Annotated in this window: 16 protein-coding genes and 1 pseudogene; all 17 read left to right on the forward strand. The window is 49.8% G+C overall.

What is annotated here, in order from left to right:
- Nucleotides 1–15 precede the first annotated feature (15 nt).
- The 17 genes and pseudogenes from CW734_RS05895 to CW734_RS18690 all read left to right on the forward strand — a co-directional run bounded on the left by CW734_RS05895 (nt 16) and on the right by CW734_RS18690 (nt 20,201).
- Nucleotides 16–1,638 (forward strand): alpha-glucosidase, encoded by a 1,623-nt coding sequence (locus CW734_RS05895; RefSeq protein ID WP_232787179.1) that lies wholly within the window; start codon nt 16–18, stop codon nt 1,636–1,638.
- A gap of 488 nt (nt 1,639–2,126) precedes the next feature.
- Nucleotides 2,127–3,389, forward strand: a complete 1,263-nt coding sequence (locus tag CW734_RS05900) for a S8 family peptidase (protein ID WP_101189836.1) — start codon at nt 2,127–2,129, stop codon at nt 3,387–3,389.
- A gap of 85 nt (nt 3,390–3,474) precedes the next feature.
- Nucleotides 3,475–4,707, forward strand: coding sequence for a helix-turn-helix domain-containing protein (locus tag CW734_RS05905; RefSeq protein ID WP_101189837.1), 1,233 nt, complete (start codon nt 3,475–3,477; stop codon nt 4,705–4,707).
- Nucleotides 4,700–4,852 carry a hypothetical protein gene (locus CW734_RS18245; protein WP_157824133.1) on the forward strand — a complete coding sequence of 51 codons (153 nt, stop codon included), beginning with the start codon at nt 4,700–4,702 and terminating at the stop codon, nt 4,850–4,852. Before CW734_RS05905 ends, CW734_RS18245 begins: the two co-directional genes overlap by 8 nt.
- A 152-nt stretch (nt 4,853–5,004) precedes the next feature.
- Nucleotides 5,005–5,670 (forward strand): GNAT family N-acetyltransferase, encoded by a 666-nt coding sequence (locus tag CW734_RS05910; protein ID WP_101189838.1) that lies wholly within the window; start codon nt 5,005–5,007, stop codon nt 5,668–5,670.
- Nucleotides 5,671–5,757: 87 nt separating this feature from the next.
- The gene (locus CW734_RS05915; RefSeq protein ID WP_332871022.1) at nt 5,758–6,969 is read left to right on the forward strand and encodes a PucR family transcriptional regulator; all 1,212 of its coding nucleotides are present in this window, start codon (nt 5,758–5,760) and stop codon (nt 6,967–6,969) included.
- Between the two features lie 150 nt (nt 6,970–7,119).
- Complete coding sequence (locus CW734_RS19590) at nt 7,120–7,458, forward strand: helix-turn-helix domain-containing protein (protein ID WP_332871023.1); 339 nt, start codon at nt 7,120–7,122, stop codon at nt 7,456–7,458.
- 178 nt (nt 7,459–7,636) lie between these two features.
- Entirely contained in the window at nt 7,637–8,833 is a 1,197-nt protein-coding gene (locus tag CW734_RS05920) for a M24 family metallopeptidase (RefSeq protein WP_101189839.1), read from the forward strand.
- Nucleotides 8,834–8,883: 50 nt separating this feature from the next.
- On the forward strand, nt 8,884–10,083 hold the full coding sequence (locus tag CW734_RS05925; RefSeq protein WP_101189840.1) for a cystathionine gamma-synthase family protein: 1,200 nt from the start codon (nt 8,884–8,886) through the stop codon (nt 10,081–10,083).
- 20 nt (nt 10,084–10,103) lie between these two features.
- Nucleotides 10,104–11,297 (forward strand): M20 metallopeptidase family protein, encoded by a 1,194-nt coding sequence (locus CW734_RS05930; RefSeq protein WP_101189841.1) that lies wholly within the window; start codon nt 10,104–10,106, stop codon nt 11,295–11,297.
- 10 nt (nt 11,298–11,307) lie between these two features.
- Nucleotides 11,308–12,381, forward strand: a pseudogene (locus CW734_RS05935) (homoserine dehydrogenase); the annotation flags it as partial.
- Nucleotides 12,382–12,396: 15 nt separating this feature from the next.
- The gene (locus CW734_RS05940; protein ID WP_101189843.1) at nt 12,397–13,833 is read left to right on the forward strand and encodes an aldehyde dehydrogenase family protein; all 1,437 of its coding nucleotides are present in this window, start codon (nt 12,397–12,399) and stop codon (nt 13,831–13,833) included.
- Nucleotides 13,834–14,169: 336 nt separating this feature from the next.
- A complete protein-coding gene (ilvD, locus tag CW734_RS05945; protein ID WP_101189844.1) occupies nt 14,170–15,855 on the forward strand; it encodes a dihydroxy-acid dehydratase in 1,686 nt (561 codons plus the stop codon).
- A gap of 476 nt (nt 15,856–16,331) precedes the next feature.
- Nucleotides 16,332–17,801: a nicotinate phosphoribosyltransferase gene (locus CW734_RS05950; protein WP_101189845.1), complete on the forward strand. Its 1,470-nt coding sequence runs from the start codon at nt 16,332–16,334 to the stop codon at nt 17,799–17,801.
- 11 nt (nt 17,802–17,812) lie between these two features.
- Nucleotides 17,813–18,646 (forward strand): ammonia-dependent NAD(+) synthetase, encoded by an 834-nt coding sequence (nadE, locus tag CW734_RS05955; protein ID WP_101189846.1) that lies wholly within the window; start codon nt 17,813–17,815, stop codon nt 18,644–18,646.
- A gap of 182 nt (nt 18,647–18,828) precedes the next feature.
- Nucleotides 18,829–19,779 (forward strand): AAA family ATPase, encoded by a 951-nt coding sequence (locus tag CW734_RS05960; protein ID WP_101189847.1) that lies wholly within the window; start codon nt 18,829–18,831, stop codon nt 19,777–19,779.
- Nucleotides 19,780–19,823: 44 nt separating this feature from the next.
- Nucleotides 19,824–20,201: a hypothetical protein gene (locus tag CW734_RS18690; protein WP_232787180.1), complete on the forward strand. Its 378-nt coding sequence runs from the start codon at nt 19,824–19,826 to the stop codon at nt 20,199–20,201.
- Nucleotides 20,202–20,254: the final 53 nt, after the last annotated feature.

Below are 20,254 nucleotides of genomic sequence, written 5' to 3' on the forward strand. Positions count from 1 at the left end.
AGCAGGAAGAGGGGGATGAGCTTGAAAAAGACATGGTGGAAAGAAGCAGTGGTCTATCAGATTTATCCGCGCAGCTTTTTCGATACGAACGGCGACGGGTTCGGGGACTTGAACGGCGTCCGGGCAAAGCTCGATTATCTGCAGGAACTCGGCGTCGACATGATTTGGCTATGCCCAGTCTATAAATCGCCGAATGTCGATAACGGGTATGACGTCAGCGATTATCAGGCGATCATGGATGAAATGGGGACGATGGATGATTTTGACCGGTTGCTTGAGGATATCCACTCCCGCGGCATGAAGATCATGATGGATTTGGTCTTGAACCATACGAGCGATCAGCATCCGTGGTTTCTGGAATCAAAATCATCGCGCGATAACCCGAAGCGCGATTGGTATGTGTGGCGCGACAAACCGACGAATTGGGAAAGCATATTCGGCGGGCCGGCTTGGACATATGACCCGAAAACGAGCCAGTATTATTTTCATTTATTCACCAAGAACCAAGTCGATTTGAATTGGGAAAATCCCGAATTGCGGCAAGCGCTGTACGAGATGATCCGCTGGTGGCTCGATAAAGGAATTGACGGCTTCCGTGTAGATGCCATCAATCATTTGAAGAAAGATTATACGGACATGCCGAATCCGGATGGGCTGAATTACGTGCCGGCCTGGGAGAAGATGACGAACGTCCAAGGAATCCAGGAGCTTCTGGCAGAATTGCGGCGTGAAACCTTTGACCGCTATGATGTGGTGACAGTCGGCGAGGCGAACAGCGTAAGAGCGCATGAAATCGGCGAATGGATCAGCGAAGAAGAAGGCAAATTCAATATGATCTTCCATTTGGAAGCGCATGAAGAAGCATGGGATGAAGAAAGTGCGGGCGTCGATGTCGATGATTTAAGGATGGTGCTCGATCGTTGGCAGCGCAATGCGCAAGGAATCGCCTGGAATTCCTTATACTTGGAAAACCACGACCGCCCGCGAACGGTTTCGACCTGGGGCAATGACCGGGAGCATTGGCGGGCAAGCGCGACCGCACTCGGCTGCATGTATTTTTTCATGCAAGGCACGCCGTTCATTTATCAAGGACAGGAGATTGGCATGACCAATGCGCCATTCGACGATATCAATATGTACCGGGACATCGAGACGAAGAATATGTACCGTTATAACCGCCAAAAAGGCGTCCCTCACGAAGATTTGATGAAGACTATCAAGAAAATAAGCCGCGACCACGCGAGGACGCCGATGCAATGGAACTTTGGCGCAAACGCCGGTTTTACAGGCGGCAAGCCGTGGATTCCGGTCAACCCAAATTTTAATTGGCTCAATGTAAAAGCGCAGCAGAAAGATTCCCAATCGGTCCTGTCTTTCTATAAGAAGATGCTGCAACTGCGAAAAGAGCACGAAGCCTTGGTGTATGGAAGCACGCATTTGTCATTTCTGGAATGCCCGTATGTTTATGCCTATACACGAGTTTACGGGGAAGCGCGTTATTTGGTCATTTCGCATCTCGATGATGATACATGTCCTTGGTGGAGCCCGGTAGACGGCGAATTGCTATTGTCGAATTATGATCGCCATGTAGACGGCAAACTGCAGCCATACGAAGCGCGTGTTTATCTATTAAAGTAAAAGCCGCATTGAGCGGCTTTTCAGGCTGTCTAGAAACCCAGGAAACCGTATTTTCCGAAGCTTATCGCTCGCTTTCCGTGGGGCGGGAATCGAGCCTCCTCGTCACTGCGTTCCTGCGGGGTCTCTCAAACCCGCTAGTCCCACAGGAGTCGAGCGAACGCTTCTCCAAATACTTAGATAGACCATGGATTTTTGAATGTAGAAAAGATGACTCTCTTTTTAATTCATGGCGAATCATAGACTTCTTCAACACACTGAAAAGCCGCATTGAGCGGCTTTTTTTTTGTATCTTTTTTTAAGGGAATATAGTTCTGGGTATAAAAGACCATTTTGATTGAAGTACCATTTTGCTGATATGGATTTTCCCAATTACGCAATCCGTTTTTCTCTGCTAGATTTAAAGCATGGCAACAGCCGCAGGACAACAGGCGGGACGCCGCTTGCTGCACCGAGCCATACAAATCTATTCGGAAAAGGGGATTCGAAAGATGAAAAAATCGGCAAAATTCATTACTACAGCAATGCTGGCAGCGACTATGCTCGTACCGGCCATGGGGGTTTCAGCAAATGAAGCTCCAGACGCACAAAATGCGAACGCAAACGACAAGATCCGTGTACTCGTCGATATGCCAGGGAAAAATGAGCTTGAAAAAGCGAAAGACCAATACGGCATCCACTGGGATTTCAATAGCGAGGGCTTCACGACCGATATGACTGAAAAGCAATTCGAAGCCTTGAAGAAAAACAAAAATGTAACGATCGAAAAAGTTCCAGAATATACAGTGGAAACGACAACATTGGAACCGCAAGCGCGCTATAAAACAGCCGCAGCTTCCCAGTCCACACCTTGGGGCATCAAAGCGGTTTATAACAATAGTTCCATCACGAAAACAAGCGGCGGTTCAGGCGTCAACATTGCAGTCCTGGACACAGGCGTCAACACTAGCCACCCGGATCTTGCAGCGAACGTTGAACAATGTAAAGACTTCACTATCGGAACCAGCATCCGCAACGGTTCTTGCACGGACCGTCAAGGGCACGGGACGCACGTAGCCGGCTCAGCACTTGCGAACGGCAATGGCGGCTTGTACGGCGTAGCGCCGCAAGCGGACCTTTGGGGATACAAAGTGCTTGGCGATGACGGATCCGGTTCTGCCGATGATATCGCAACGGCCATCCGTCACGTAGCCGACCAGGCTTCAGCCTTGAACCAGAAGACGGTTATCAATATGTCTCTTGGCTCTTCAGCAGAAAGCAGCTTGATCACGAATGCGGTCAACTACGCATACAGTAAAGGCGTGCTTGTCATTGCAGCAGCAGGCAACGAAGGCCCGTACCAAGGATCGATCGGCTTCCCGGGTGCATTGCAAAATGCCGTAGCGGTAGCAGCTCTTGAAAACGTTCAGCAAAATGGCACGTATCGCGTAGCGGATTTCTCTTCACGCGGATACAGCCAATATGCTGGCGATTATTCCATCGGGAAATATGATGTAGAAGTATCGGCTCCAGGCGCAAGCATTTACTCCGCTTGGTATGACGGAGGCTATGCAACAATCAGTGGGACATCGATGGCATCTCCACATGCAGCCGGCCTTGCAGCGAAAATCTGGGCAGCAAACCCATCTGCAACGCACACGCAAGTCCGCGGCGACCTTCAAAACCGCGCAGCGAACAACGACATTCTATCCGGCTATTATGCAGGATCTGGAGACGACTCCGCTTCTGGATTCGGATTCTACCGCCTGCCATAAGAGTTAGACTGAAGACAAGCCCGGCTGTAACAGCCAGGCTTGTTTTTGTGTTAATATTTATATTCTGACAAAGAAAGGTGAGTTTATGAACATCGGTTCTGTGATTAAATACTATCGGCTCAAGCACAACCTCACACAGTCACAGCTCGCTGATGGCATCTGTTCCGTATCGCATTTGAGCAAAATCGAATCCAATACCTATACGCCGCACGAAGAAACTTACGAAGCGCTGCTTTCCAAAATGGGCGTGCAATTGAAAAAAGAACTGGAACACCAGAAGCGGCTTGAACAGCAATTAGGGCGGTTTATTGATTGCGCACTTCATTACGATCTCGACAATTTGCATAAAATCTATGAAGAGCTTTTGGATGAGGACGATTACCTGCAATCAACCGACCTGGTGAATCAATACGAATTGTATAAATTCCGCTATTATGTCCCGGATTTGCAGATGGACAAAGCGTCAGCACAGCAAAAGCTGCTTGAAAAGCTGAAAGCTTCTTTTACAGCACCCGAGTTATGGATGAGCCGATTTTTTCAGGCGCTCTATTTCACTACTTTAGGCCAGCAAAAAGAAGCAATGGACTTGATGTACAGGTTGGATCAAGGGCTTCAAAGCATTCCGCAAAAACTGGAAGGAGAATTTTATTATCAAAAAGCAAGAATTTTAATAGTACATGACCGTCTGGAACTTTCTGCATATTTTGCGGAGCGGGCAGTGCGTTCTTACGAGATGCACCACAATTATATCCGTCTGCTGCATGCGCAATTGCTGCTCGCGATTAATTACACAAGGCGCAATCTAAGCACTCAAGCCGCCAGCTTATATGAAGTGGTAAAACGCAACGCCCATTTGACCCATCAGCATGAATTGTATCAATCGGTTCTTTACAATTATGCGGAATTGATGAAGAGCCAGAAGCAAGACAGCCAAGCATTCGAGCTGTTTTCGGAGCTCAAAGATGTGTTGCAGCCAGGAAGCTATATACACAAAGCGGTCATCGTCAATCTGCTGGAACTAAAAGGCGTAAGTGAAGAAGAAACAGTTGGCCTGATCGAACAATTGCGTATGCCCGGGACCCCGAAAGATGAAGAATACTTTAAGTTATACAGCGATTACTACGGAAAACGAGAATTTTCCCAACAAGAACTTTTGAACTATAAAGAAGATAAAATGTTTCCATTTTTCAAAAAATATGGTTATATAAAAGACACCAAACATCTTTCTGAAGAACTTGCGGCTCATTACAAAGAGCAGCAGGATTGGCAGAAAGCCTATTACTACCAAACTCAATTTCTGGAAAGCGACGGTGATTAACATGGAAAAGAAAAAATTATTGGTTGGTGCCACATTAGCGCTAATCTTGGCTTTGTCGGCAGGATTGCCTCAAATCGCAGCACAAGCAGAAAATGCTGACGGAAACGTAACAATCAACGGACCACAAGTATTGCCGCCAGTATAATAGAAGAACAAAAAAAGCTTGCCAATTCGGCAAGCTTTTCTTTTGGGTAAATTTTCAAGTTGCCAAAACCATTTGCCTCCTTCATCTCATGCCTTCTACTGTGTATGCACACCGTCTTCGGGTAAACTAAACAAAAGAAAGGCGGCGACTCAATGTATAAAAAACAGCAATACGTTTTTAAGGATGGGCATCCGGTTTTAGCGACTATCAGGACCTACACAGAGGAAGATTTTCCAGGCTTGATCGAAGTGCAGCGCGAAAGTTTTCCGCCGCCGTTCCCGCCAGACTTGCTATGGAACGAGCAACAACTTGGAAACCATATCGCACTTTATCCTGAAGGCGCAATTTGCGTCGAAATCGATGGCGAAATCGCGGGTTCCATGACAGGGATGCTTACGAAATTTGATCCTGAGCGTCCTTTACATAAATGGGAACAAGTGACTGATTCGGGATCGATCGGAACGCATGACCCGGAAGGCGAATCACTATATGTCGTCGACATCGGCATCAAGCCGAAATTCCGTAAATTGAAACTTGGCAAGCTATTGATGGAAGCAATGTATGAGCGGGTCGTTGCGGACGGGCTCGAACGGCTCATCGGCGGCGGGCGGATGCCGGGGTATCATCGATATGCGAACGAACTGTCTGCTGAACAATACATCGAAAGAGTGCTGGCCGGTGATGTGAAAGATCCAGTTATCAGCTTCTTGCTCAGCTGCGGCCGCATGCCGGTGACCCTAGTTCCTGGGTATTTAGATGATGAAGAATCCCATGACTATGCTTTATTGATGGAATGGAAAAATCCGTTTTACTGCTAATTTATTCTGATTATTCGGACATATCCTTTTTCGAAGTCTTTATTTTTGCTATACTGGCAGAAACCAATGAGGCGCGGAGGGGATCAAATGCAGCTGACCGTGCAGGATGTTTTGGATTATGAATTGCTGGAAGGAGCGGTCGTCCGGACAGCCAAAGAATATGCACATGCGCGGCCCGTGCACTGGGTGTCTGTCATGGAAATGCCGGTGGAGAATTTCGTACGCCGCAATGAGCTGGTATTGACGACTGCGATGGGATGTAAAAATGAGTTGGAGACATTTCGCGGATTTGTCCAGGACATCATCGATTCTGGGGCAGCGGCCCTCATGATCGCGATGGGGCGGCACGTTTTTGAAATTCCCAAAGAGATTGCAGAAATGGCCGAAGAGCAGGCATTCCTGCTCATTGAACTGCCGTGGGAGCTGCGCTTCTCAACGGTCATCGAAGAAGTGATGATCGATTTGAACGATTTGCACCGTCAAGAGCGGCAGCGATCAGAGCAAGTGCAGCAGGATTTATTGAAATTGATCTTGGCGGATGCGGAATTGGAGAAAATAGCTGCCTATATCCGCCGCGAACTCGACAATGCGCTGCTCATTACGGATGCACACGGTGTCGTACAAGCAGCAGCCGGTTTTTCACGTGCCAAACTGGAAGAATGGGAACAGCAGGTCAGTCAAGGGCTTTTCCCGATTCGCCAAGCGGCCTCGAAAGGAAACCGTGACCCGATGATCCAGAAATTCCGCAGGGGCGAATTGGGTGGCCGAAGGATCGTCCAAGTCCCGGTGCTCCAAGTATCAGAGGAAGCTCAGGGTTATCTATTCGTCGAACTGCCGGAAAATGCAGGCGATGGGCGTCTTGATGTCTTTTCGGTTCACGTGCTGGAGCATGCGGCAACGACCATTTCCTTATGGCGCTCAAGGCAAAATGCAGTCGAAGAGACAAAAGCGGCGCTGCGCATGGATTTCGTCCGCGAACTTGCCAATGGGGAATTCACGACCAAAGAGCAGGCGGCTTCCCGTGCCCGCGCACTCGGCTATGACCTGGAGCTCCCATATATTGGACTGGCGGGCAGCCCGGAGAATTTACGTGAATTATTTGGACGCCGAAAGCCGGATCATAGTTCGTATACTGATTGGTCGAAAAGCATGATTGCCTATATCGAAGAAGAAATCCATTACGCGGCCCATGCCATGAAACGCACGGTGATGACGGGTTATGTAGACGGGTATTTGATCATCTTCCTGGAAAAGCCACCCGAAAGCGGGCAGGAAAACCAGATCAATTTTTGGATTTGATCGAACGGCGGTTGGGAATTTATTGCCGGAAGTCCTGCTGTCCTGGGGCATAGGCGATCACGCGCAAGACTTTGCCGGCTTCAGCAGCAGTTTTCAGCATGCGAAGGCGGCACTTGAAATCGGGCGCATGAAAAAGGGCCGGGGCACCGGATGGATTACCGCGATACCCGCGCAGACCGGCTGCTATTGCAATTGGCCAAAACCGAAGGGATGAAAGACATCATCGAGTCGACGATCCAGCCGCTTGTCGATTACGACCAGCAGCGGCAAATGGATCTGATCGGCACTTTTTCGGCCTATAACCATTATCAAGGAAATGTTAGCCAAACGGCGCGTGCCTTGAACTTGCATCGCCAATCGCTGCTATACCGCTTGCGCAAAATCGAGTCATTGACAGGGTTATCGCTTGTCGACCCGGACGATTTGTTTCTATTGGAATTATGCGTCCGCACCCATCGCATCCGTGCCTCTGAACCGAACGACGCTTGAATGAAAGCCTTCTGCTCAAGAAGGCTTTTTTTATGTGGAAAAATTGACTAAAGGGCAACGCGCATTTTCATACACTATGACGGATGCATTAAAAAGAGCCTGGCAGGTATAGTGAAAACAAGAATAATAGATTGACTATTCCGACTTTTAATTTGTGAATACAAGGAGGGGATTCCCCATGTCGTTTGGAACTGCAGAGTATCAGGGGCGTATCAGAAATACGAAACAGCGGATGGCAGACAAAGGCATTGAAGTGCTGCTCATCACCGATCCTGCCAATATGAATTATTTATCTGGATATGATGCTTGGTCGTTCTATGTACACCAGATGCTCATTGTCATTGAAGACGAAGATCAGCCAATATGGGTTGGCCGCATTATGGATGCAAATGGAGCGAAGATCACTACTTGGCTTTATCCCGACAACATCATTGCCTATCCAGAAATCTACGTCCAAACAGAATTGCGCCACCCGATGGATTTCGTAGCGGAAATCTTGACGCAAATCGGCCAGGACCGGCGTTCGATCGGCGTTGAAATGGATAGTTATTACTTTACCGCGAAATGTTTTGCCAGTCTGCAAAAAGGGCTGCCGAATGCCCGTTTTCACGATGCCACCTCCTTGGTCAATTGGGTAAGGTTAGTGAAATCCGATACCGAAATCGTCTACATGAAACGTGCGGCACGTTTTTCAGAAAAAGCGATGGCAGCAGGCATGGAAATGATTGGGGAAGGTGTCCGTGAATGCGACGTCGCGGCGAGGATACTTGAAGTACAAGTGAGCGGCACGAAAGAACACGGCGGCGATTATCCATCGATCATGCCGCTTTTGCCGACGGGTGAACGGACAGCAGCTCCCCACCTCACGTGGACCGACAAGCGCTATAAACAAGGAGAATCGGTCACGCTAGAATTATCGGGTTGTTATAAACGTTATCATTCGCCGCTGGCACGCACCGTGTTTATCGGGACGCCTGATGCAGAGCTTCAGCATCTTGCGGATGTGACGACAGAAGGCATCAACGAATGCCTGGCGATGATCAAGCCGGGCATATACTTGGAAGAAATCTGTGCCACTTGGACAAAAACGATCGCCCGTTACGGTTTTGAAAAAGAAGCACGCATCGGCTATCCGGTGGGCTTGAACTACCCGCCCGACTGGGGCGAGCATACCGCAAGCATCCGGATGGGCGACCGCACGATACTTGAGCCGAACATGGCCTTCCATATGATTCCGGCGATGTGGTTCGATGATTCGGGATTTGAAGTGAGCGAAACCTTCCGCGTGACGGAAACCGGCTGTGAAACGCTGGCGAATATGCCGCGCGGCTTGTTCACGAAAGGGCATTTGATCGGCTATCAAGGCGGTGCCTGATCATCGGCAATGAAAAACTGAAAGCAATTAAAAATATGAGGAGTGAGTTCATGACTAACAACAAAATCCATCAATCAACACAAGCAGTCTGGGGCGGGGAAAAAGATTATTTGGTACACGGGGCATCGCAAGTGCCGGTCGTCTTGAGCGTGGCCTATACGTACGACGATATGGATGAATGGTACGACGTTGCGATTGGCAAGAAAAAAGGCCATATTTATGGGCGCAATACGAACCCGACCGTTCAGGCTTTCGAAGACAAAGTGAAATTGCTCGAAGGCGCGGAATCGGCGACCAGCTTCTCAACGGGCATGGCAGCCATTAGCAATACGCTTGCGACTTTTCTCGTGCCTGGCGACCGCATCGTCTCGATCAAAGATACTTACGGCGGCACGAATAAAATTTTCACGGAATTCCTGCCACGCCAGCAAATCGATGTTGCACTCGTCGATACTGGTGATCATGAGGCAATTGAAGCGGAACTCAAAAAGGGCTGCAAGATCCTCTATTTGGAAACGCCGACCAACCCGACTGTCAAAATCACGGACATTGCACGCATGGCAAAAGCAGGTCACGAAGTAGGGGCGCTGGTCATTATCGACAACACATTCGGCACACCGATTAACCAGAATCCGCTTGAAGATGGCGTCGATCTCGTTCTCCACAGCGCGACTAAATTCCTCGGGGGGCATGCGGATGCGCTCGGCGGTGTACTGGTCGGATCGCATGAACTTGTCGAACAGGTTTATCATTACCGCGAAATCAACGGCGCGACGATGGACCCGATGGCTGCTTACCTGCTACTGCGCGGCATGAAAACTTTGCATTTGCGCATCCGCGAACAAAGCAAGAACGCCATGGCGCTCGCCAAGTATTTGCAGACGAAAGACATCGTCGAAGACGTCTTTTATCCAGGGCTCGAAACGCATCCGAACCATGATATCGCGAAACGCCAAATGAAAGGCTTCGGCGGCATGCTGAGCTTTTCCGTAAAAGGCGGCGTCGACACTGTGCGTGATTTGCTGCCGAAACTCCAATATGCGAACCGTGCCGCAAATCTCGGGGCGGTCGAGACGACTGTCGGCCCGGCGCGTACGACAAGCCATGTGGAATGCACACCGGAAGAACGCGCCGCTATGGGCATCCCAGAAGGTTTGATCCGCGTTTCTTGCGGCATCGAGGAAATCGAAGACATCATCAACGATTTTGAGCAGGCATTCCAGCACGTCGAAACGGTGATGAACGTCTAATCGGAAAGCCGGTGAACAAGATGCAGGACAAAGATAGACTTCTGAAAGAAGCGGAAAAGATGAACGAAAAGCTTAGCGAATGGCGGCGGACGCTGCACCAATTTCCGGAGCTGAGCTTCCAGGAATTCGAGACAGCGGATTTTATCGCATCTGTTTTGGCGACTATCGATGGCATTACCGTCGAACGGGGGATCGGCTTTGAGACGAGCGTAATCGCAACCCTCGGAAAAGGCGAGGGCCCGGTAATAGCACTGCGTGCGGATATCGATGCTTTACCCATCGACGAAGCGAATACATGCGATTACCGGTCGAAAACTCCAGGAATTATGCACGCCTGCGGGCACGATGCGCATGCCGCCATCCTGCTCGGCACCGCTTCGCTTCTCGCGGACTACTTTCAGGACAAGCCATTGGGCGGAACGGTCAAGTTCATTTTCCAGCCGGCAGAAGAAATGATTGACGAAGAGTCCATGTCAGGCTCACCGTATCTGTTGCAAGCGGGTGCTTACGACGAAGCGGAGCTGGCGATTGCTCTTCACATGTGCCCATGGCTACCAGTCGGTGCAGTCCAAATGCATGACGGCATCAGCATGGCGAACGTCGATGTGTTTCATGGGTCGATTCATGGAACCGGGGGGCATGGTGCCTACCCAGAACTCGGCAGCGACCCGACTTGGATGCTCGGCCTCATTTTGCAGGCGCTGCATGGCATCGTGCCGCGGAAAGTATCCGCACTCGAACCCGCAGTCGTCAGTGTCGGGCAAATCCATGCAGGAACTGCCAGCAATATAATCCCGCACGAAGTTCAAGTGGAAGGCACTGTGCGAAGCTATTCAGCCAGCACGCGTGATCTGCTCGAAACGGAAATCCGCGATGCATTCGCACTCGCGAAACATCTGGGCGGCGATTATTCCTTCCATTACCAGCGGGGAGAGCCTGCGTTAATCAATGATCGCCATGTGAATGAACAGATCACAAAAGCTATCCAAAAAACGGATCCATCTATAAAGTTCATTCATCAGGCGTTCGGCATGGGAGGCGAAGACTTCGCTTATGTCACGCAGCAGTTGCCGGGGGCAATGTTTTTCCTCGGCTGTTCGCTGGATGACCGAATCGAGCGGGATTTGCATACGCCGCATTTCGATATCGATGAACGCAGTTTGCCGCTGGGCGCTGCCATTTTAGCGAACGCGGCAATCGAGTTTTTCACTTGAACGGGCGAGCAAGGAGAACAGGAGGGAAAGCATGACACATAAACTGGCATTTATCGGGTTCGGCGTCGTCGGCCAAGGGCTCGCGGAAATCCTGCACAATAAACGGCAAAGCCTGCGGGACCGGGAAGGCTTTGAAGCGAAAGTCGTCGCGATATCCGATTTCAAGAAAGGCTCGTTATACCATCCGGACGGGCTCGATCTCGAAACGGTCTTGGACGCTGTACAAAAGACCGGAAGTTTGGAAAGCTATCCGAAAACAGAAGGGCTCGTCACAGGATGGAACAGCCTGGAAACAATCCGGCAATCGAATGCCGATACGGTGGTGGAAGTGTCCTATACCGACGTGAAAACCGGCCAGCCGGCAATCGACCATTGCCGCGCAGCTTTCCAAAGCGGCAAGAATGTCGTCATGACCAATAAAGGGCCGGTTGCGCTCGCGTACCAGGAACTATCATCTTTGGCAAATAAGCATAACGTCTCTTGGGGCTTTGAAGGTACGGTCATGAGTGGGACGCCTGCCCTGCGGATGCCTAAACTGGCGCTTGCCGGAAATGACATCACCGAGATTCGCGGCATCTTGAACGGCACGACCAATTTCATGCTCATGCGAATGGACGAGGGCGAAAGCTATGAATCTGCGCTCAAGGAAGCACAAAAGCTTGGCTATGCTGAAGCGGATCCGACGAGTGATGTCGAAGGGCTCGATGCGCGCTATAAAATCGTCATTCTCGCGCAGCATGTCATGGGCATGCCTTTATCGGTCGAAGACGTCGAATGCACAGGCATCTCGAAAATGACGCCGGAACTGATCGAACAAGCGCGCGTTGAAGGCAAGCGCTGGAAGCTGATCGCTTCGGCAAAGAAAGAAAACGGGCTGGTTTCAGCGAAAGTCGCGGCGGAAAAAGTGCCACTGGATGACCCGCTCGCTGGTGTTTCAGGAGCCCTCAACGCCATCACTTACGAGACCGACCTGCTGGGGCCGGTCACCTTGAGCGGCGCAGGGGCTGGCAAAACAGAAACCGGCTTTTCCTTGCTCATCGACTTATTGACGATCGCGAAAGCCAGGAAAGCGGTGCGGTCATGAAAGGAGGAGGAATAGATGGCGACACATGTTGAAGGCCGGAAAATGTTTCTGGCAGGTGAATGGGTAGACGGAAAACAATGGATCGACGTCACCGATCCTCAGGATGGATCTCTTGTCGATCGGGTTCCCGCCGCAACGAAAGAAGATATGGAGACGTGCATCGAGGCAGCTAAATCAGGCGCAGAAGTTGCTGCACGGATGCCGGTCGTTGAACGCATGCAAATTATCGGGAAAGCAGCGAATTATATCGAAACGAACGCAGAACATTATGCGCGCACCATCGCCAAAGAAAGCAGCAAAACCATTCGCGAAGCTCGGAAAGAAGTGGGACGGGCAGTTGAAACTTTGCGCTTGAGCGCAGAAGAAGCAAGGCGCATCACCGGTGAAACGATTCCGTTCGACCAATCGCCCGGCGGAATCGGTAAAGTCGGTTATTACCGGCGCTTTCCGCTCGGCATCATCGGGGCGATCACGCCGTTTAACGACCCGCTGAATCTGGTGGCGCACAAAGTCGGCCCAGCGATTGCATCGGGCAATGCCATTATCGTCAAACCGGCAACTGTCACGCCGCTCAGCGCGCTGTTATTGGCGCAAGCCTTTTCACACGCGGGGCTGCCGGAAAAAATTCTTTCTGTTATCACCGGGCGAGGCGGAGAAATCGGCGATGTCTTAGTCGAACATCCGGCTGTCCGGATGATCAGCTTTACCGGAGGCGTCGAGACCGGGCTTGCGATCACCAAAAAAGCAGGGCTGAAAAAAGTGGGCATGGAACTCGGATCGAATTCGCCGGTCATCGTCTTGCAAGACGCCGATTTGGAAGACGCGGTGGCGTCATCTGTCTCGGGCGCATTTTGGGCAGCCGGGCAAAATTGCCTCGGCGTACAGCGGGTCTATGTTGAAGATTCTGTATTCGATCTGTTTAAAGAACGATTCGTCGAGCAAACGGAACGCTATATCGTCGGCGATAAGCAATCCGAAATGACGGATATGGGACCGTTGATTACAGAAAAAGAAGCGAAGCGTGTCGAAGGGCTGGTCCAGGAAGCGTTGGATAAAGGTGCTACGCTCGAGACGGGCGGCGAGCGTGACGGCGCATTTTACTCGCCGACGGTACTCGCCGATGTGCCTGCAGATTGCACGCTCGCAGCAGAAGAAATCTTCGGCCCGGTCGTATTGCTCTATCGAGTGGCTGGTTTGGATGAAGCGATCGAACGGGCAAATGCCGTCGATTATGGGCTGCAGGCCGGAATCTTTACGAAAAATCTCGACTATGCCCACCGTGCGATCGAAGAACTCGAAGTGGGCGGTGTCATGATCAATGACAGCAGCGATTTCCGGATCGATGCCATGCCGTTCGGCGGCGTTAAGCAATCGGGGCTCGGCAGGGAAGGCGTCAAATTTGCCGTCCAGGAAATGACTGACACGAAAGTGGTCTGCTTTAAATTGGGATAGCTGAAGCACGAAGCGCATAGCCGGAAAGCTATGTGCTTTTTCATTGTTATAGCGCACTATGTAAATTTAGGCGTCGAATTAATCAATAATGGGCAGAAAAGCTTTTATATCATATGAAAGCGGATACATATATAATATCTGTGACAAATTGTGAAATATTATTATTAATTATCGTTTTATTCGTTGAATTCTGAAAAATGTCCTCTATAATAAAGAGAAACTCAAATCAGCCAGGAAATCACTTCCTCGCTGCTAGCTAGTTGATCTAAGGGGCCGTTAATAGGTGCCCTGTGAATCCGCGGAGCAGATACATAAAAAAGAAAGGATAGGATACTTATGAAGAAGGATTTGCGCATCAAGAGTAAGGTTTTCAGCGAAGGGCCGATGAAAGCCCCGAACCGGGCAATGCTGCGGGCGGTCGGAGTGACGGATGAAGGCTTCGAGCAGCCGATGGTCGGCATCGCAAGCACATGGAGCGAAGTCACACCGTGTAATATACATATCGACGAACTGGCAAGAGCTGCAAAAAAAGGCGCTCAAGAGGCCGGGGCAGTTCCGTTCATCTTCAACACGATCACTGTTTCTGACGGGATCTCGATGGGAACCGAAGGCATGAAATATTCGCTATCGAGCCGCGACGTCATCGCGGATTCCATTGAAACGGTCGTCGGCGCAGAAAGTCTGGACGGGCTTGTCGCAATCGGCGGCTGTGATAAAAACATTCCCGGCTGTTTGATTGCCATCGCCAATTCCGAAGTGCCGGCAGTATTCGTTTACGGTGGCACCATCGCGGCCGGGCGCTATAATAGCCAGGATATCGACATCGTTTCTGTTTTTGAAGGCGTCGGCCAGCATAATAACGGCACCATCGATGACGCGGCGCTGCGCAAAATCGAATGCAGTGCATGCCCTGGTGCGGGTTCATGCGGCGGCATGTATACGGCGAACACAATGGCGTCAGCAGCTGAAGCGATGGGCATGAGTTTGCCTGGAAGTTCTTCGAATCCGGCAGTGTCTGAGTACAAGGAAGCGGACTGTGAGGCGGCAGGTGCTGCGGTGCACAATTTGCTCGAACTTGGTATCTATCCTAAAGACATCATGACCAAAGAAGCGTTCGAAAACGCCATCACGGTCGTCATGGCGCTTGGCGGATCTACCAATGCCATCCTTCACTTGCTTGCGATTGCGCACGCTGCGGAAGTGGATTTGACAATCGATGACTTCAACCGCCTTCAAAAAACAGTTCCACATATTGCGGACCTGAAACCGAGCGGCAAATACGTCATGCAGGATCTTCACCGCGTAGGCGGCGTTCAAGCTGTCATGAAAATGCTATTGGAAGCGGGTTATTTGCATGGCGATTGCATGACCGTCACCGGTAAAACCGTGGCAGAGAATTTGCAGGAAGCGCCGAGCCTGACAGAAGGCCAGGACGTCATCATGTCCTTCGATAATCCGAAACGAAAAGACGGCCCGTTGATCGTCCTGAAAGGCAATCTGTCCCCGACAGGCGCGGTTGCCAAAGTGTCTGGCGTCAAAGTCAACCGCCACACAGGCCCAGCGCGCGTCTTCGATAATGAAAAAGAAGCGACTGCGGCGGTCATGGCGAACGAAATCAATGATGGCGACGTCTTGGTCATCCGTTATGTCGGGCCAAAAGGCGGTCCGGGCATGCCGGAGATGCTGTCGATTTCTGCAATTCTCGTCGGAAAAGGCATGGGCGAATCGGTTGCGCTCCTGACCGATGGACGGTTCTCGGGCGGCACGCATGGTTTGGTCGTCGGACACATCTCACCGGAAGCGCAGTCGGGCGGCCCGATTGCCTTGCTCCACGAAGGGGATATGGTGACGATCGATTCGGATCTGCAGGAAATCTCTATGGACGTTTCTGATGAAGAACTTGAAAAGCGCAGAAGCGAATGGGTCGCACCGCCGCTTCATCGTAAAGGCGTTCTCGGCAAATACGCGCATAATGTTTCCTGTTCTTCCAAGGGAGCCGTTACCGATTACTTGAACCGATAATAGAAATAAGCAGCGCCGATCCGGGCATAAAACCGGATCGGCGCTTTTTAGTTCTGATACAATTGGAAAAGGGCCGTCCTCAAATGAGGACAGCCCTTTGTTTATTAGGTAACAATCATGTGTTTTGACTTAAATATTAACCCGTAACGAACGGGGAATCATTTCCATTGAAAGTGTTTGCTTTCATTGCCGCGGTAATAGTTCCACTGGGTGCTTTAAACTTAAGCAACGTAAACCCTGCCTTCTTTTACGTCCTTGCGATCCTGTAATCGCGCCAGTGTGAATAAGTATCTTCAAAAACATTGCGTAGAATGCCAGTCATCAAAATTTATGTGTTACCTCGTAGTTAACTCTGAATACTATCTCATATTTTTGGGTATATGTCAATGATAGGGCCTATGTGGCAATTCATCATCTTATAAAATAAGAAATTTGATGTATAATGATAGTCATTACTGTGGAAGAAGGGGATTTTTGTGGAAACGCGTTATGCAGATGATAGCTTGGCATTACATACCGATTTATACCAAATCAATATGGCGGAAACCTATTGGGCGGATGGGATGCATGAACGGAAAGCGGTTTTTGAATTGTTTTTCCGGAAATTGCCATTCGGCAATGGTTATGCCACATTTGCGGGACTTGAGCGAGTACTCGATTATTTGAATAACTTCCATTTTTCGGAAAGTGACATTGATTATTTGCGCAACGAACTTGGCTATAAGGATGATTTTTTAAATTATTTAAAAGAAATCCGTTTTACGGGGGATGTTTATTCAGTCGTCGAAGGCGAGCTCGTTTTCCAAAATGAACCGCTGATTCGCATTGAAGCGCCTCTTTTGGAAGCGCAATTGGTCGAGACAGCGCTTCTGAATATCGTCAACTACCAGACTTTGATTTCCACCAAAGCAAGCCGCATCAAACAAGTCGTTGGAACAGAACGCGTCATGGAATTCGGTACGCGCCGTGCACAGGAAATGGATGCAGCGATTTGGGGCACACGCGCAGCGTATATTGGCGGTTTGGAAGCAACGAGCAACACCCGTGCCGCCAAATTATTTGGCATTCCAGCAGCCGGCACCCATGCCCATTCCATGATCCAGGCCTATAAAGACGAATACGAGGCGTTCCATGCATATGCGAAGCGCCATCGTGAATGCGTCTTTTTAGTCGATACTTACGACACGTTGAAATCCGGCTTGCCGATCGCTATCCAAGTGGCGAAGGAGCTCGGTGACAAAATCAACTTCCGCGGCATCCGCTTAGACAGCGGAGATATTGCCTTTTTATCCAAGGAAGCACGGAAAATGCTCGATGAGGCAGGGTTCCCTGACACCGAAGTGGTCGTTTCCAACGATTTGGATGAATACACCATCCTCAACTTGAAAGCGCAAGGAGCAAAGGTCGATGCATGGGGAATCGGGACGAAGCTCATTACTGCCTATGACCAGCCGGCGTTGGGTGCGGTATATAAACTCGTCTCGATTGAAAACAGTGCAGGCGAAATGGAAGACACCATCAAGATTTCCGGCAATGCAGAGAAAGTGACGACTCCTGGATTGAAAAACGTTTACCGGATTATAGATAGGGAAAATGGGAAATCAGAAGGTGATTACATCACGATGCACGATGAAAACCCCACTTCTGAAGAACGTTTGAAAATGTTCCATCCAGTCCATACATTCGTCTCGAAGTTCGTCACCAATTTCGATGCCGTGAACATCCATCAACAAGTCATCAAGTCAGGAGAAGTCGTGTATGAAAACCCGCCGCTCGAGGAAATACAGAAGTATGCGGTAGGGACGCTCGATTTGCTGTGGGATGAGTATAAACGGTCGCTTAACCCAGAGGAGTACCCAGTTGATTTAAGCGAAAAATGTTGGAACAATAAAATGCGGAATATCCAGGAAGTACGGGAATCGGTTCAGGAATTCATGAACAAATAAGGAGGATCCACATGTCGACATTACAACAGCAGATCATCAACGAATTGAAGGTGCAGCCTTCTATTAATCCGCAGGAAGAGATCAGGCGCACGGTTGAATTCCTCAAAGAATACTTACAACACCATTCATTCCTGAAAGGCTTTGTGCTCGGCATTTCGGGCGGCCAGGATTCGACGCTTGCCGGCAAACTGGCACAAATGGCCGTTAATGAACTGAACGAGGAAGCAGGCGGCCAAACTTATAGCTTTTACGGTGTGCGCCTGCCATACGGTGTCCAAGCCGATGAGCATGACGCTCAGGATGCCATCAAATTTATCCAGCCGACGAAAGTCTATACCATCAACATCAAAGAAGCTGTCGATGGCAGCGACCGCGCGCTAGAGGCGGAAGGCATTAAGTTGACGGATTTTGCTAAAGGCAACGAAAAAGCACGCGAACGCATGAAAGCACAATATTCGGTTGCCGCCATGCACAATGCGGTTGTGCTCGGTACTGACCACGCAGCTGAAGCGATTACCGGTTTTTATACGAAATACGGGGATGGCGCAGCCGATGTAGTACCTTTGTTCCGGTTGAACAAGCGGCAGGGCCGTGAAATGCTGAAGGCGCTAGGCTCGCCGGAGCATTTGTATACAAAAGTCCCGACAGCCGACCTGGAAGAAGACAAACCGGCCATTCCGGATGAAGTCGCGCTTGGCATCACTTATGAGCAAATTGACGATTATCTTGAAGGCAAGGAAATTGCTGAAGACGCACGTGAAAAGCTGGAAGGCTATTACTTGAAAACCCAGCATAAGCGTAATCTGCCGGTGACGATTTTCGATGACTTTTGGAAAAACAATTAATAAGACCGATGAACGGGAAAAGCATATGCTTTTCCCGTTTTTCAATTTCAAGAGTGGTTCAAAGGAACCCGTCAAACCTGAATGCCGTGATGGCTCAGTTGAGTTATCGCCTGGAATCCGATATGATGGCAATAAGATTGTGATTATTCAAAACCTTTTTCACTTATATAGGAGGAACCGATATGAAAGCGACAGAACGATTAGGAAAAGTCATAGATAATATCGAAAAAGTGATTATTGGAAAACGCGAAATCGCCGAGTTGAGTTTGGTCGCTTTGTTATCGCATGGCCATGTTTTGCTTGAAGATGTTCCGGGCGTCGGCAAGACGATGCTTGTCCGGGCCTTGGCAAAATCAGTCGGAGCGGATTTCAAGCGCATCCAGTTCACACCGGATCTCTTGCCTTCAGACGTAGTAGGCGTTTCCATCTATAACCCGAAAGACATGCAATTCCATTTCCGCCCAGGCCCGATCATGGGCAACATCGTCTTGGCGGATGAAATCAACCGGACGTCACCTAAAACGCAGTCCGCGTTATTGGAAGCGATGGAGGAGGCGTCAGTCACGACAGATGGTGTGACGATGCAGATTCCCAAACCGTTTTTCGTCATGGCGACCCAAAACCCGATTGAATACGAAGGAACCTATCCATTGCCGGAAGCGCAATTGGACCGCTTTTTGCTGCGGGTGAAAATGGGCTATCCGACGCGGGAAGAAGAAATCGAAGTATTGACCCGTTCCCAGTCGATTCCGCCAATCGAAGAACTTGAATCGGTGCTGACTTTGGAAGAATTGCTTAAATTACAGGAAGAAGTGCGGACGATTCGCGTGGATGATACAATCCGTACCTATATTGTAGAACTCGCGACCCAAACCCGCCGCGATCCTTATGTTTATCTTGGTGTCAGTCCGCGTGGTTCGATTGCCTTGATGAAAGCGGCTCAAGCCTATGCCATGCTCAAAGGGCGTGATTATGTCACTCCGGATGATATCCAATATTTGGCGAAATTCGTCTTCGGCCACCGCATTATGCTTCGTTCGGAAGCCCGCTATGATGGAATTACAGCCGAAGAATTGACAGAGCGCATCATTGCCAAGACGCGTGTTCCTGTACAAAGGCTTGTGAATCAATGAAGCGGGTCAAACAAATTTTAGGTTCTTCGGGCAGGATGATATTTGTGCTCATCCTGCTTTTTTTGACTTTTTCATTCGCCATGTTCCAAGGCGGCTTCGTCAGTTGGTTCATTTTCTACGTATCTGTTCCTTTCATTCTTTATTCTGTCTTGTTGTCTTTCTATCCGTTGCGGAATTTGCACGCAGAACGGGTAGTCCATACGCCACGAGTGCGGAGCGGCCACCGCTTTTCGGCCACTGTCACCGTTCGGCGGGCGTTTCCGTTCCCGTTGCTTTACACCATCCTCGAGGAACAGGCACAGTCTGCACGGCTTAAAGTTCGCATGTCCGATGCAGGCCGTCAGCTGCTGTGTCCTTGTTTTTGCCGTGAATTTTCCTGGACTTATGAAAGCGGCGAAATGCCAAGAGGCGAACATGTTTGAGAAGGCGTTACGGTAGAAACCGTCGATTTTTTAGGATGGGTAAAAAAACGCCA

It is taken from the genome of Planococcus sp. MB-3u-03, from assembly GCF_002833405.1.
Lineage (GTDB): Bacteria > Bacillota > Bacilli > Bacillales_A > Planococcaceae > Planococcus.

Bases quoted from the DNA above. Each gene is read 5' to 3' on its own strand.
- CW734_RS05915 (WP_332871022.1), top strand. From the start codon at position 5,758: ATGCAGCTGACCGTGCAGGATGTTTTGGATTATGAATTGCTGGAAGGA.
- CW734_RS05910 (WP_101189838.1), top strand. From the start codon at position 5,005: ATGTATAAAAAACAGCAATACGTTTTTAAGGATGGGCATCCGGTTTTA.
- CW734_RS05930 (WP_101189841.1), top strand. From the start codon at position 10,104: ATGCAGGACAAAGATAGACTTCTGAAAGAAGCGGAAAAGATGAACGAA.
- CW734_RS05895 (WP_232787179.1), top strand. From the start codon at position 16: ATGAGCTTGAAAAAGACATGGTGGAAAGAAGCAGTGGTCTATCAGATT.
- nadE (WP_101189846.1), top strand. From the start codon at position 17,813: ATGTCGACATTACAACAGCAGATCATCAACGAATTGAAGGTGCAGCCT.
- CW734_RS05920 (WP_101189839.1), top strand. From the start codon at position 7,637: ATGTCGTTTGGAACTGCAGAGTATCAGGGGCGTATCAGAAATACGAAA.
- CW734_RS05900 (WP_101189836.1), top strand. From the start codon at position 2,127: ATGAAAAAATCGGCAAAATTCATTACTACAGCAATGCTGGCAGCGACT.
- CW734_RS05905 (WP_101189837.1), top strand. From the start codon at position 3,475: ATGAACATCGGTTCTGTGATTAAATACTATCGGCTCAAGCACAACCTC.
- CW734_RS05925 (WP_101189840.1), top strand. From the start codon at position 8,884: ATGACTAACAACAAAATCCATCAATCAACACAAGCAGTCTGGGGCGGG.
- CW734_RS05960 (WP_101189847.1), top strand. From the start codon at position 18,829: ATGAAAGCGACAGAACGATTAGGAAAAGTCATAGATAATATCGAAAAA.
- CW734_RS05940 (WP_101189843.1), top strand. From the start codon at position 12,397: ATGGCGACACATGTTGAAGGCCGGAAAATGTTTCTGGCAGGTGAATGG.
- ilvD (WP_101189844.1), top strand. From the start codon at position 14,170: ATGAAGAAGGATTTGCGCATCAAGAGTAAGGTTTTCAGCGAAGGGCCG.
- CW734_RS19590 (WP_332871023.1), top strand. From the start codon at position 7,120: ATGGATTACCGCGATACCCGCGCAGACCGGCTGCTATTGCAATTGGCC.